The sequence below is a fragment of the Streptomyces sp. M41 genome, from assembly GCF_043673425.1.
Classification (GTDB): Bacteria; Actinomycetota; Actinomycetes; order Streptomycetales; family Streptomycetaceae; genus Streptomyces.
Genome location: NZ_JBIMKE010000006.1, coordinates 260,478 through 273,413 on the forward strand (window position 1 = coordinate 260,478; position 12,936 = coordinate 273,413).

Annotated in this window: 12 protein-coding genes; 8 read left to right on the forward strand and 4 right to left on the reverse strand. The window is 71.8% G+C overall.

Features of this window, described 5'->3' with window-relative positions:
• Positions 1 to 2 precede the first annotated feature (2 nt).
• From ACHBTE_RS11315 to ACHBTE_RS11340, 6 genes are all read left to right on the forward strand, one after another.
• A complete protein-coding gene (locus ACHBTE_RS11315) occupies positions 3 to 2,588 on the forward strand; it encodes an ABC transporter permease (protein WP_394723533.1) in 2,586 nt (861 codons plus the stop codon).
• Positions 2,589 to 2,643: 55 nt separating this feature from the next.
• Positions 2,644 to 3,549 (forward strand): LLM class F420-dependent oxidoreductase, encoded by a 906-nt coding sequence (locus ACHBTE_RS11320; RefSeq protein WP_394723534.1) that lies wholly within the window; start codon positions 2,644 to 2,646, stop codon positions 3,547 to 3,549.
• Positions 3,550 to 3,686: 137 nt separating this feature from the next.
• Positions 3,687 to 4,112, forward strand: a complete 426-nt coding sequence (locus ACHBTE_RS11325) for a GNAT family N-acetyltransferase (RefSeq protein WP_394723535.1) — start codon at positions 3,687 to 3,689, stop codon at positions 4,110 to 4,112.
• A 123-nt stretch (positions 4,113 to 4,235) separates the two neighbouring features.
• A complete protein-coding gene (locus ACHBTE_RS11330) occupies positions 4,236 to 5,576 on the forward strand; it encodes a hemolysin family protein (protein ID WP_394723536.1) in 1,341 nt (446 codons plus the stop codon).
• Entirely contained in the window at positions 5,573 to 6,586 is a 1,014-nt protein-coding gene (locus ACHBTE_RS11335; RefSeq protein ID WP_394723537.1) for a hemolysin family protein, read from the forward strand. The genes ACHBTE_RS11330 and ACHBTE_RS11335 overlap by 4 nt, the downstream gene beginning before the upstream one ends.
• A gap of 114 nt (positions 6,587 to 6,700) precedes the next feature.
• The gene (locus ACHBTE_RS11340; RefSeq protein ID WP_394723538.1) at positions 6,701 to 7,483 is read left to right on the forward strand and encodes an SGNH/GDSL hydrolase family protein; all 783 of its coding nucleotides are present in this window, start codon (positions 6,701 to 6,703) and stop codon (positions 7,481 to 7,483) included.
• 76 nt (positions 7,484 to 7,559) lie between these two features.
• Here ACHBTE_RS11340 and ACHBTE_RS11345 read toward each other — a convergent pair whose 3' ends face one another.
• Positions 7,560 to 8,345: a hypothetical protein gene (locus ACHBTE_RS11345; RefSeq protein ID WP_394723539.1), complete on the reverse strand. Its 786-nt coding sequence runs from the start codon at positions 8,343 to 8,345 to the stop codon at positions 7,560 to 7,562.
• A 328-nt stretch (positions 8,346 to 8,673) separates the two neighbouring features.
• Here ACHBTE_RS11345 and purB point away from each other — a divergent pair, with 328 nt between their 5' ends.
• A complete protein-coding gene (purB, locus tag ACHBTE_RS11350; protein WP_394723540.1) occupies positions 8,674 to 10,116 on the forward strand; it encodes an adenylosuccinate lyase in 1,443 nt (480 codons plus the stop codon).
• Between the two features lie 12 nt (positions 10,117 to 10,128).
• Positions 10,129 to 10,674 (forward strand): G/U mismatch-specific DNA glycosylase, encoded by a 546-nt coding sequence (gene mug, locus ACHBTE_RS11355; protein ID WP_394723541.1) that lies wholly within the window; start codon positions 10,129 to 10,131, stop codon positions 10,672 to 10,674.
• Between the two features lie 104 nt (positions 10,675 to 10,778).
• Here the strand turns inward: mug and ACHBTE_RS11360 are convergent, their stop codons facing one another.
• Genes ACHBTE_RS11360 through ACHBTE_RS11370 form a run of 3 tightly spaced genes read right to left on the reverse strand, consistent with a single transcriptional unit; the run spans position 10,779 to position 12,882 of the window.
• A complete protein-coding gene (locus tag ACHBTE_RS11360; protein ID WP_394723542.1) occupies positions 10,779 to 11,192 on the reverse strand; it encodes a hypothetical protein in 414 nt (137 codons plus the stop codon).
• 41 nt (positions 11,193 to 11,233) lie between these two features.
• Positions 11,234 to 11,959: an ABC transporter permease gene (locus ACHBTE_RS11365; protein ID WP_394723543.1), complete on the reverse strand. Its 726-nt coding sequence runs from the start codon at positions 11,957 to 11,959 to the stop codon at positions 11,234 to 11,236.
• Positions 11,960 to 11,961: 2 nt separating this feature from the next.
• Positions 11,962 to 12,882 (reverse strand): ATP-binding cassette domain-containing protein, encoded by a 921-nt coding sequence (locus ACHBTE_RS11370; RefSeq protein ID WP_394723544.1) that lies wholly within the window; start codon positions 12,880 to 12,882, stop codon positions 11,962 to 11,964.
• Positions 12,883 to 12,936 lie beyond the last annotated feature (54 nt).

Genomic DNA, 12,936 nt, shown 5'->3' on the forward strand with positions numbered 1-12,936 from the left:
CGGTGCTCAAGGCGACGCTCCGCAGCTTCGTCGCCCACAAAGGGCGGCTGCTGCTCTCCGCCCTGGCGGTGATCCTGTCCGTGGCGTTCGTCGCGGGGAGCCTGATCTTCTCGGACACCGTGAGCCGCACCTTCGACCGGCTGTTCGCCTCGACTGCCGCCGACGTCACCGTCACGCCGAAGGAGACCCTCGCCGAGGCGGTCCCTTCCGGGCAGACCCTTACCCTGCCGGCCTCGCTCGCCGACCGAATCGCCCGGGTGGACGGCGTCGCCACGGCCCGCGCGGAAGTGGACGTGGACGGCATCACCGTCGTCGACGAGGACCGTGAGTCGGTGAGTCCGACCACGGGCGCGCCCACGATCGGCACCGCCTGGAACCCGACCGAGCGCAGCCCTGTCGAGCTCACCTCGGGCCATGCCCCCAAGGGTGGCTCGCAGGTACTCGTCGACGCGGACACCGCCGACGCCAAGGACGTCCGGATCGGCGACCGTCTCACGGTCATCGGACGGGAGGGCTCCTTCCCGGTCGAGGTGGTCGGGATCGCCACCTTCACCACCACCAACCCGGGCAGCGCGCTGGTCTTCTTCGACCCCGCGGCGGCGCGGGCCAGGCTGCTGGGGAACCCGAATGCGGCCACCGCCATCGCGGTCGACGCGGCCGAGGGCGTCGAGGACACCGACCTCAAACGGCGCGTGGCCGCGGCTCTCGGCTCCGACGCCGCGGCGGGGAGCGGCACCTACGAGCTGCGCACCGCCGGCGAACAGGCCGAGTCGGACGTGGAGCAACTGGGCGGATTCCTCGACATCATCAAGTACGTCATGCTCGGCTTCGCCGGGGTCGCCGTCCTCGTCGGCGTCTTCCTGATCGTCAACACGTTCTCGATGCTCATCGCGCAGCGCACCCGTGAGCTGGGCCTGCTGCGGGCCCTCGGCGCGGACCGGCGCCAGGTGCGGCGCTCGGTGCTGACCGAGGCGCTGCTGCTCGGGCTGATCGGCTCGACGGCGGGCCTCGCGGCGGGCATCGGGCTGGCCGTCGGACTCATCGAGCTGATGGGTCTGCTGGGCATGAACATCAGGGCGGACGAGATGGTCGTCGGCTGGGGGACGCCGGTGACCGCGTACGTCGTGGGTCTCGGGGTCACCTTCGTCGCGGCGTACCTCCCGGCCCGGCGGGCGGCGGGCGTCGCACCGATGGCGGCCCTCGCGGATGCCGAGATCGCCGACGTGGGGCGCCCGCTGCGGACGCGTGCGGTGGTGGGCGCGGTCGTGGGGGCGGCCGGTGCGGCGGCGCTCGCGGGGTGCGCGGTGGCGTCGGAGACGTCGACGGCGGCGTCCCTGCTGGGGCTGGGGGTCCTGCTGACCCTCGTCGCGACCGTGATCGCGGGACCGCTGCTCGTCCGGCCGGTGATCCGGGTGCTCGGCGGTGCGTTCCCCGCGCTGTTCGGCCCGGTCGGCCGGATGAGCCAGCGCAACGCCCTGCGCAATCCGCGCCGGACCGGGGCCACGGCCGCCGCGCTGATGGTGGGGCTCGCGCTGGTCGGCGGGATGTCGGTGGCGAGTGCCTCGATGACGAAGTCCTTCGACCAGCAGATCGACAAGACGCTGGGCGCCGACTTCGTCGTGCAGAACGGCAACTTCGTACCGTTCCCTCGGGAGGTCACCGAGAAGGTCCGCGACACCGAGGGTGCGGGCCTCGTGGTGCGCTCGCAGTTCACGACGATCGCGGTGCACCTCCCGGACGGCGACCGAGTGAAGACGACCGCCGCGGGCTACGAGCCCCGGCTCGACGAGGTCGCCAACATCACGTACGCGCAAGGGGACACCGGGGCCGCGCTCGCGGAGGGGCACCTCGCGATGGACAAGGACTTCGCCGAGGACCACGGCGCACGGATCGGCGACACGGTCCCGGTCGAGTTCCAGGGCGGGCGGCGGGCCGAGCTGACCGTGGGCGCCCTGACCGACCAGGAGTCGGCGGAAGGCTTCGGCACCCAGGGCGGGATCTACTTCGGCCTGGACACGCTGGCGAAGTACGCGCCGGGCGGGCAGGACGCCGCCGTGTACGTCAACGCCGCCGACGGCACGAGCGCGGCGGACCTGCGGACCGCCCTGGAGGAGACGCTCGAGCCGTACCCCCAGGTGCAGGTCAGGGACATCGCCGACTACAAGCAGCTGGTCCATGACCAGATCGCCGTGCTGCTGTATCTCGTGTACGCCCTGCTCGGGCTCGCGATCATCATCGCGGTGCTCGGCGTGGTCAACACCCTCGCCCTGTCGGTCGTCGAGCGCACCCGGGAGATCGGGCTGCTCAGGGCCATCGGGCTCGCCCGGCGCCAGCTGCGCCGGATGATCCGCCTGGAGTCGGTGGTGATCGCCGTGTTCGGTGCGGTGCTGGGCCTCGCGCTGGGGCTGGTGTGGGGTGTGTGCACCCAGCAGGTGCTGGCGTTGCAGGGCATGACGGCGCTGGCGATCCCCTGGGGGACGATCGTGGCGGTGGTGATCGGCTCGGCGGTCGTGGGCGTGGTGGCGGCGCTGCTGCCGGCGTTGCGTGCGTCGCGCATGAATGTGCTGGCGGCCATCGCGCACGAGTGAGGGAAGTGATGGAATCGCGGCAGGCACTCAAGTCCCGTGCAGGTGAGGAGAGTTCATGTCGCGACCGGTCAGCCCGCGTCCGTTCCGCTTCGGCGTCAACCTCATGACCCCGGCCCCCGCCGACGAATGGCGCGCCAAATGCCGCCGGGCCGAGGAGCTCGGCTACGACGTGATCCTGGTCCCCGACCATCTGGGCATGCCCGCTCCGTTCCCGGCCCTGGTCGCGGCGGCCGAGGCGACCGAGCGGCCCCGGCTGGGCACGTTCGTGCTCAACGCGGGCTTCTGGAACCCGGCGCTGCTCGCCCGTGAGGTGGCGACGACCGACGCGCTCACCGAAGGGCGGCTCGAACTCGGCCTCGGCACGGGCTATGTGAAGGCGGAGCACGACTCGGCCGGGCTGCCGTGGCTCTCCCCCGGTGAGCGGGTGGACCATCTGCGGCGCACGATCGAGGAGCTGTATCGCCTGCTGGGCTCCGAGGACGAGCAGCCACAGCCGGTCCAGAAGCCCCGCGTGCCGCTCCTCGTGGGCGGAAACGGAGACCGGGTGCTGCGCCTGACCGCCGAGCACGCCGACATCGCGGCGTTCACCGGAGCGCGCTCGGTGCGGGGGAGTTCGACGGGACAGCTGGAGGTGATGCTCGCCGAGGAGCTGGAGGAACGGGTCGCGCTGTACCAGGAGCAGGCTGCGGGCCGCGCCGAGCCGGCGGAGCTGAATCTGCTCATCCAGTTCGTGATCGAGACCGACGACCGGGAGGCCGCCGTCCAGCCCTTGATGGAACGGGTCCCGTATCTCACGCCGGAGCAGGTCCTGGAGCTGCCCATCGGTCTGATCGGCACCGTCGAGGAGATGGCCGCCCAGCTGCTGGCCCAGCGCGAGCGGTACGGGTTCACCTATCTGACCGTCCTCGAACCGGGCATGGAGGCGTTCGCTCCGGTGATGGCGGGGCTGCGCGGCAAGTAGGTGAAGTCGGCGTCCGTACGGAAGTGGGTGTCCGCCAAGAAGCGGCTGTCCGTATAGAAGCGGCTGTCCGTATAGAAGTGGGTGTCCGTATAACGGAATTGCGCCTCCCCCCGCGCCCCCCGTGATGGGATCGGGGCATGACTGATCTGCGCATACGGGCCGCGACGGCCGGCGACCTCGACACCGTGCTGGCCTTCTGGAAGACGGCCGCCGAGGGCACGAGCATCAGTGACGACCGGGACGGTGTGGAGCGGCTGGTCGCCCGCGATCCCGAGGCGCTGATCCTGGCGGAGCTGGCGGGCGAGCTGGTCGGCACGGTGATCGCGGGCTTCGACGGCTGGCGCTGCCATCTGTACCGGCTGGCGGTGCACCCGGAGCGCCGCCGCCGGGGCATCGGCTCGGCGCTGCTGGCCGCCGCGGAGGAGCGCTTCGTACGGCTCGGCGGTCGCCGGGGGGACGCGATGGTGCTCCAGCGCAACGAGAGCGCACATCATGCCTGGGGCGCGGCCGGGTACACGCCTGAGGAGCAGTGGCGTCGGTGGGTCAAGCACCTCACCCACTGACGACTGAGAAACCTCGTAGGCCGCCGGAGAAAGGTGTGAGCGTCCGCCCATGGGCGAGCCTTGCCGTACCAGACGTCGCGCGATCCTCCCCGCCCTGTCCGACGATGGGACGGAGGTGTCCCGATGACCGAAGTGCTCCTCCTCCTGGTGGCGATCTTGCTGTCGCTCGCCTGCGGTGCCTTCGTCGCGGCCGAGTTCTCGCTGACCACGGTCGAGCGCAGCGAGCTGGAGCGGGCCGCGGAACGCGGCGAGAGGGGTGCTTCCGGCGCGCTCAAGGCCGTACGGAGTCTGACCTTCCAGCTCTCCGGCGCGCAGCTCGGCATCACGGTCACCAATCTGGTCGTCGGCATGCTCGCCGAGCCGTCGATCGCCCGGCTGCTCGCGGGCCCGCTGAGGTCGCTCGGCGCCTCACCCTCGACGGCGAGCTCGATCGCGCTGGTGATCGGTACCGCTCTGTCGACCGTCGTGCTGATGGTGGTCGGCGAGCTGGTGCCCAAGAACTGGGCGATCTCCTCGCCGCTGGCGGTGGCCAAGCGGGTGGGAAACCCGCAGCGCTGGTTCAGCGCGGTCTTCCGTCCCTTCATCACCCATCTGAACAACACGGCGAACCGCGTGGTGCGCCGCATGGGTGTGGAACCCACCGAGGAGCTGGCCGCAGCCCGAGGACCCCAGGAGCTGGCGGCCCTCGCCCGGCACTCGGCCCGGGAGGGCGCTCTGGAGGCGGACACCGCCGAGCTCTTCGTCCGGACCTTGAACCTGGCCGATCTCACCGCCGAGAACGTCATGACCCCGCGGGTCCAGGTCATCGCCCTGGAGGCTCAGGCGACCTGCGAGGACGTGGCGAACGCGACCCGGGCGACCGGACTGTCCCGGTTCCCCGTCTTCCGAGGGACGCTCGACTCGGTCGTGGGTACCGCGCACATCAAGGACGTCCTCGCGGTGCCCGCGGAGCGCCGTACCCGCGTGTCCGTGGCCGAGCTGATGCGCGAGCCGCTCCTGGTCCCCACCACCCTCACCGTCGACCGGCTCCTGGACCGGCTGTCCGGCAAGCGCACCATGGCCGTGGTCATCGACGAGTACGGCGGTACGGCGGGCGTCGCCACGCTGGAGGACATCGTCGAGGAGGTCGTCGGCGAGGTGCGCGACGAGCACGACCCGCACGAGACACCCGACCTAGCCCCGGCGGGCGACGACGACCAGGGCCGCGCGCTCTACTCCGCCGACGGCTCGGCGCGGGTGGACCAGCTCGCCCGCGTCGGGCTGCGGGCACCGGAGGGGCCGTACGAGACCCTGGCCGGGCTCGTCGCGGCCGAGCTCGGCCGTATCCCCGCCGTCGGGGACCGGGTCGAGGTCGCCGGCTGGCAGCTCGACGTGGTGGACGCGACGGGCCGCAGAGCGGCGCGGGTGCTGCTGCACGCGCCGCTCGACGACCCGTCCCATGATGTGACGGAGGAGGGGCGATGACCGCCGTACAGCTGTTCATCGGTTTGCTGACGCTGGTCGTCAACGCTTTCTTCGTGGGCGCCGAGTTCGCGCTGATCTCGGTGCGGCGCTCGCAGATCGAGCCGTACGCCGAGCGGGGCGACCGGCGCGCCAAGAGCGTGCTGTGGGGTCTTCGGCATGTGTCCGCGCTGATGGCGGCGGCGCAGCTCGGCATCACCCTGTGCACACTGGTCCTCGGTGTGGTGGCGGAACCGGCGATCGCGCATCTGCTGGAGCCGGTGTTCCATGCGGCCGGCGTGCCCGAGGGCGCCGGGCACGCCGTGTCCTTCGTGATCGCGCTGACGCTGGCCACCTATCTGCACATGCTGCTCGGTGAGATGGTGCCGAAGAACATCGCGCTGGCCGAGCCGGTGCGCAGCGCCCTGGCGCTCGGTCCACCGCTGGTCACGCTGTCGCGGGCGCTGCGGCCGGTGATCTTCACGATCAACGCCTTCGCCAACGCGCTGCTGAAGCTGCTGCGCGTCGAGACCAAGGACGAGGTCACCGCGACGTTCTCGGACGCCGAGCTGGCCCGCCTGGTGCGCGACTCCGGCGAGGCCGGCCTGATCGACGAGCGGGCCCGGGAGCGGCTGCACGACGCCCTGGAGCTGGGCCGCCGGCCGGTGCGGGACGTGGTGCTCCCGCTGGAGAGCGTCGTCCACGCGCGCGTGGGTGTCACTCCTGCGGAGCTGGAGGGGCTGTCGGCCGACTCGGGCTTCTCCCGCTTCCCGGTCGTCGACGCGGGGCGGCGCATCGTCGGCTACCTGCATGTGAAGGACGCGCTGGACGCCTCCCCGCGGGACGTGCCGTTCCCGGTCGAGGACATGCGCCCCATCGCACGCGTACGGGAGAGCACACCGCTGGACGACGTGCTCACGGCGATGCGCGGCAGCAGCACCCACCTCGCCGCCGTACTGGGCCGCGACGGCCGCCTGGCGGGACTGGTGACCATGGAGGACGTACTGCGGGAGCTGTTCGGGCAGCGGACCTGAGTAGCGGGAGCCGGAGACGCGGGACCGGTCGGTCTGGACGGGAGCGGGGGTACGGCTTGATTCCCCGGCCGACCGACCGATGAGTATGTAACCCGGGATACCATCGCTGACGCCATGCAGACGAACCCCACTCACACCAGCCTGGTCGCGGTCGGCGACTCCTTCACCGAGGGCATGTCGGACCTCCTCCCGGACGGCTCCTACCGGGGCTGGGCCGACCTCCTCGCCGGCCGGATGGCCGCGCAGACCCCCGGTTTCCGGTACGCCAACCTCGCGGTGCGCGGCAAGCTGATCGCGCAGATCGTCGAGGAGCAGGTCGGCGTGGCCGCCGCGATGGGCGCCGATGTGATCACCCTGGTCGGCGGCCTGAACGACACGCTGCGGCCCAAGTGCGACATGGGCCGGGTACGCGCACTCCTGGAGGAGGCCGTCGAGACGCTCGCCCCGGCGTGCAAGCAACTGGTGCTGATGCGCAGCCCGGGGCGACAGGGCCCGGTCCTGGAGCGGTTCCGGCCGCGGATGGAGGAGCTGTTCGCCTGCGTCGACGCCCTGGCCGAGCGACACGGCGCGATCGTCGTCGACCTGTACGGCGCTCCGTCGCTCGGCGACCCGCGTCTGTGGGACGTGGACCGGCTGCATCTGACCGCCGAGGGGCATCGCCGCGTCGCGGAAGCCGTGTGGCAGACGCTCGGCTACGACCCCGAGGACACCGAGTGGCGCACCCCGATGCCGGCGACGCTGCCGCCGGGGTGGGCCGCCCGCCGGGCCGCGGACATGCGGTTCGCCCGCCGGCATCTGCTGCCCTGGATAGGCCGTCGCCTGACGGGACGGTCGTCCGGGGACGGGCTCCCGGCGAAGCGGCCCGAGCTGCTGCCGTACGACGAGCCGTCGGCGTAGCCGCAGTACGGCCCGCCGGTCGTGCACAGGTGACGCACGGGCGGGGTGCCGCGTTCGCACGGCACCCCCCGGTGCGCTAGCGGCGGGACGCGGCCCGGCGGCCTCGCCGGTACAGAAGAGTTCCGGCGATCAGCAGCGCCCCACTGGCGGCGACGCCACCGAGCACCTTCTCGGCGCCGGTCTCGGGGATCTGCGGGCGGTCCGGGTTCGTCGGGGTCGTCCTCGACGGGGCGGGCGTGGGCTCGTACGAGGGCGACGGAGTGGTGGTCCGGCTGGGCGTGGGTTCGGGCGATTCCGAGTCGCCGTAGCCGTAGCCGTACCCATGGCCATTGCCGCTGCCGTAGCCGTGGTCGGCCGGCTCGTCCGTGCCGTAGCCGTACCCACTCGGCTCCTCCGGGCCGTACCCGCCCTCGCTCGGCTCCTCCGGGCCATAGCCGTTGCCGCTCGACTCCTCGGACCCGTAGCCCCCGCCACTCGGCTCGTCGGATCCGTAGCCGGCGCCGCTCGGCTCGTCCGCGCCGTAACCCTGGTCGCTGGTGTCCTCCGGGCCATAGCCGTCGCCGCTCGACTCCTCCGGACCGTAGCCGGGGGCGTCGATCTCGGGGGCGGGCAGGCGGTGGTCCAGCTCGTGGACCTTGTCGTCCAACTGCTGGACCGTGTCGTGCACCTTGCCGACCTTGCGGTCCACCCGTTCCTCCAGGTCGCCCGTGTCCCACGGTTCCGTGTGGCTCGAGTGTGCGGCGGCGCCGGATCTCACCGCGGTCCCCTGCATGCCGGGGGCCGCGGACGCCCATGTTCCGTGCAGGGACAGGGCACTCGTCGCCGCGGCCACGATCAATCCCTTGGCCAGGGTCTGTCGCATTCTCGTTGTCCTTCTCTCGAGCGGAGCGGGAAGCCGACCTCAGTCGTTGACGCGTTCTTGTCGATCACCGGGATGCGCAAGGTCACCGCGGGAGATGAGGTGCCGCACGTTCACATTCGGCATGACCTGCCGACTATGAAGGAGAGAGGAAGGCCGCAGGGGGCCAGGACGCGTGGGCCACCGGTGAATTCACTCGTTCGTCCGTCTCGCGGGCCGGGGAGCGGGGTTCCCCGGCCCGCGAGACGGACGAGAGCGCCCCTGACCTGGGGTGCTCTGAACCGCATGGACGATCCGGGGGCCCGGTGGGCGCCGGGTAAACTCCGTACACGTGACTTCTGCGCCCGCCAAGCCCCGCATCCCGAACGTCCTCGCCGGACGCTACGCCTCCACCGAGCTCGCCACGCTCTGGTCCCCCGAGCAGAAGGTGAAGCTCGAGCGTCAGCTCTGGCTCGCCGTGCTGCGGGCCCAGAAGGACCTCGGCATCGAGGTGCCGGACGAGGCGCTCGCCGACTACGAGCGTGTCCTCGACACCGTCGACCTGGCCTCCATCGCCGAGCGCGAGAAGGTCACGCGGCACGATGTGAAGGCGCGGATCGAGGAGTTCAACTATCTCGCCGGGCACGAGCACGTGCACAAGGGCATGACGTCCCGTGACCTCACGGAGAACGTCGAGCAGCTCCAGATCCGGCTCTCCCTGGAGCTGATGCGCGACCGTACGGTGGCCGTGCTGGCCCGGCTGGGCAAGCTCGCCGGCGAGTACGGCGAGCTGGTCATGGCCGGCCGCTCCCACAACGTCGCCGCACAGGCCACCACCCTGGGCAAGCGCTTCGCGACCGCGGCCGACGAGCTGCTCGTCGCTCACGGCCGCGTCGAGGAGCTGCTGGGCCGCTACCCGCTGCGCGGCATCAAGGGCCCGGTCGGCACGGCGCAGGACATGCTCGACCTGCTCGGCGGGGACGCGCTGAAGCTGGCGGAGCTGGAGGACCGGATCGCCGCGCACCTCGGCTTCTCGCAGGCCTTCACCTCGGTCGGCCAGGTCTACCCGCGCTCCCTCGACTACGAGGTCGTCACCGCGCTGGTGCAGCTGGCGGGGGCGCCGTCCTCGCTGGCCAAGACGATCCGGCTGATGGCCGGGCACGAGCTGGTGACCGAGGGCTTCAAGCCGGGCCAGGTCGGCTCGTCCGCGATGCCGCACAAGATGAACACCCGGTCCTGCGAGCGCGTCAACGGCCTGATGGTGATCCTGCGCGGCTATGCCTCGATGACCGGCGAGCTGGCCGGCGACCAGTGGAACGAGGGCGATGTGTCCTGCTCGGTGGTGCGCCGGGTCGCGCTGCCGGACGCGTTCTTCGCGCTGGACGGGCTGCTGGAGACGTTCCTGACCGTGCTGGACGAGTTCGGCGCCTTCCCGGCGGTCGTGGCCCGTGAACTGGACCGCTACCTCCCCTTCCTCGCCACCACCAAGGTCCTGATGGGCGCGGTGCGCGCCGGCGTCGGCCGTGAGGTCGCGCACGAGGCGATCAAGGAGAACGCCGTCGCCTCCGCGCTGGCGATGCGCGAGCAGGGCGCCGAGCGCAACGAACTGCTCGACAAGCTGGCCGGCGACGCGCGCATCCCGCTCGACCGCGCCGCGCTGGACGCGCTGATGGCCGACAAGCTGTCCTTCACCGGCGCCGCGGCGGCGCAGGTCGGCGTGGTCGTCAGCCGTATCGAGGAGATCGTGAAGCAGCACCCGGAGGCCGCGGGCTACACGCCCGGCGCGATCCTCTGACACACGCACGGCATGGAGCGCTTCACCGCTGATCAGCTGGAGGCCGCCCGCGACCGCCTCGTCCCGGACGTGGTCGCGGACGGCCTCCGCGTGCTGTTCTGCGGCATCAACCCCGGTCTGATGACGGCCGCGACCGGTCATCACTTCGCCCGCCCCGGCAACCGGTTCTGGCCGGTCCTGCATCTCTCGGGCTTCACTCCGCGGCTCATGAAACCGTCGGAGCAGCAGGACTTGCTGTCGTACGGGCTCGGCATCACGAACGTGGTCGCGCGGGCGACGGCACGGGCGGACGAGCTGAGCGCCGAGGAGTACCGCGAGGGCGGGCGGCTGCTGGCCGCCAAGGTGGCACGGCTGCGGCCCCGTTGGCTGGCGGTCGTGGGCGTCACCGCGTATCGGGCGGCGTTCGACGACCGCAAGGCCCAGGTCGGTCCGCAGGAGCGGGTGATCGGGGGCACGCGCGTGTGGGTGCTGCCCAATCCGAGCGGGCTGAACGCGCACTGGACGGCGCGGACGATGGCGGAGGAGTTCGCGCGGTTGCGGGAGGCCGCGGAGGCCTGACGGGGCGTTGGGCAGGCATTGGGCCGCGGTCAGGGCACGCGCCGGGTCAGGGCAGTGGGCCCGGGGTCAGGGCGGTGGGCCGGGGACAGGGCAATGAGCCGCGGTCAGGGTGGGTCCATGTCGGTGACCATGAGCAGGAGTTCGGGCTCGGCCTCGGGGTCCCGGTCGGCGACGCCCAGGTTGACCCAGCGGCCCGTGCCCCGCGCGTCCCAGGTACGCAGGTCATCGGCGCGGATGCCGAGGACGGCCCAGGGCTCGGCTATCTCCTCGCCCCGTGCGCCCCGCTCCTGGAGGGTCACGCTCCCCCACCGCGAACCCTCCCCCCATCGTTCGTCGAACCGCTGTATCAGGGCGGCCTCGTAGGCGTACAGATCGTCCGGGCTCCGCCACGAGCCCGCCCCCAACTCGACCATGAAGTAGCCAGGGCCGCCCGTGGCGAAGTCCGTCCTGCCGCGCTCGGTGGGAAAATCCCGGGTGCACAGCAGGTCGGTCAGGGCAAGGTCCTTCGCGACGTCCATGTGATCCAGTATTGCCGCCGCCACTGACAATTGGCGTGGCGTCAGGCGTCCCGCCGCCGCACGCACCATGCCCCGGCGCAGAGCGCGGCGGCCGTCCACAGCGCGGTCACCGCGAGCCCGGACCACGGTCCGAGCGTGCCGTCGTACGTCTGGTGAAGGGCGATCTGCCCTGCCTTGTCCGGCAGGAAGTCCGCGGCGGTGCCTGCCGCTTCGCCGATCACGAACGGCACCACGAGGATGAACGGGGTCAGGAGGGAGAGTGTGGCCACCCCGCTGCGGAACAGGGCGGTGAGGCCCGCCGCGAACAGAGCCATCAGCATGAGGTAGATGCCGCAGCCCAGGACCGCGCGCACCTGCTCGGCCCCGCCGATGCCGTCCGCCGCGTCACCGAGGCCCGAGCGTGCGGCGGCGAGAGCCGCGCAGGCGGTGATCAGCCCGACGAGGAGCGCGGGCACGGCGATGGCCGTCATCTTGGCGGCGAACCACTGCCCGCGCCGCGGAACCGCGGCGAGTGAGAGCCGGAGCGCACCCCCGTGGTACTCCGACGACACGGCCATGGCCCCGAAGGTGACGGCGGCGATCTGACCGGGCAGGACCCCGGCGAAGGCCGTGAACAGCGGGTCGAAGTCCGGGTCCGAGCGCCCGTCGGCGGCTGACAGGGCGGAGAACGCCGTGGTCACCGCGAACAGCGCCAGCAGCGCGCCCGGAAGGGAGCGCAGGGTGCGGATCTTGAGCCACTCCGAGTGAAGTATGGGTGCGAATGCCATGGTCAGGCCTCCTGCGGCGGTGCGGTGAACTCGGTCGCGGCCGAGGTGAGGTCCAGGTACGCCTGTTCCAAGGTGCCTTCCTCCGCGGTGAGTTCGAGGATGGGGACGCCTGCCTGCGAGGTGAGCCGCCCGATGTCGTCCACGCGCGCGTGACGCACGGTCCAGTGCCCGTCCGTGTGCTGGACGGCCTCGTGACCGTGCCGGGCGAGCACTGCGGTGAGGGAGGTGTCGTCGGTGGTGCGGACGCGGACGCGTGGCTCCACGCGCGCGTGGATGAAGTCCCGCATCGGGGTGTCGGCCAGCAGCCGTCCCCGGCCCAGGACCACGAGGTGGTCGGCGAAGGACGCGGTCTCGTTCATCAGATGGCTGGAGACGAGCACCGTGCGCCCCTCCGCCGCCAGACGGCGCATGAGTTCGCGGATCCAGATGATGCCCTCGGGGTCGAGTCCGTTGGACGGCTCGTCGAGCAGCACGATCCCGGGGTCGCCGAGGAGGGCAGCGGCGATACCGAGCCGCTGGCGCATCCCCAGGGAGTACGTCCGCACCCTGTGCCGCGCCACCGATGTGAGCCCTGTCTCCGCCAGCACCTCGTCGACCCGGCCGGGTGCGATGCGGTTGCTCGCGGCCAGGGCGCGTAGATGGTCGCGGCCGGTGCGGGAACCGTGGGCGGCCTGGGCGTCGAGCAACGCGCCCACCTGGCGCAGCGGTTCGCGCAGGGACGCGTAGCCGCAGCCGCCGATCGTGGCGGTGCCCGACGTCGGCCGGTCGAGGCCGAGCACGAGCCGCAGGGTGGTGGACTTGCCGGCGCCGTTTGGGCCGAGGAAGCCGGTGACACGGCCGGGCAGGACGGTGAAGGTGAGGTCGTCGACGGCTCGTCGGGTGCCGTACTCCTTGGTGAGGGCCTGGACTTCGATGCTGGTCATGGCATCAGCCTGGCCGTCGGGGGCGGGGCGGGTCCTCCCCCGCGCGTGGAGATC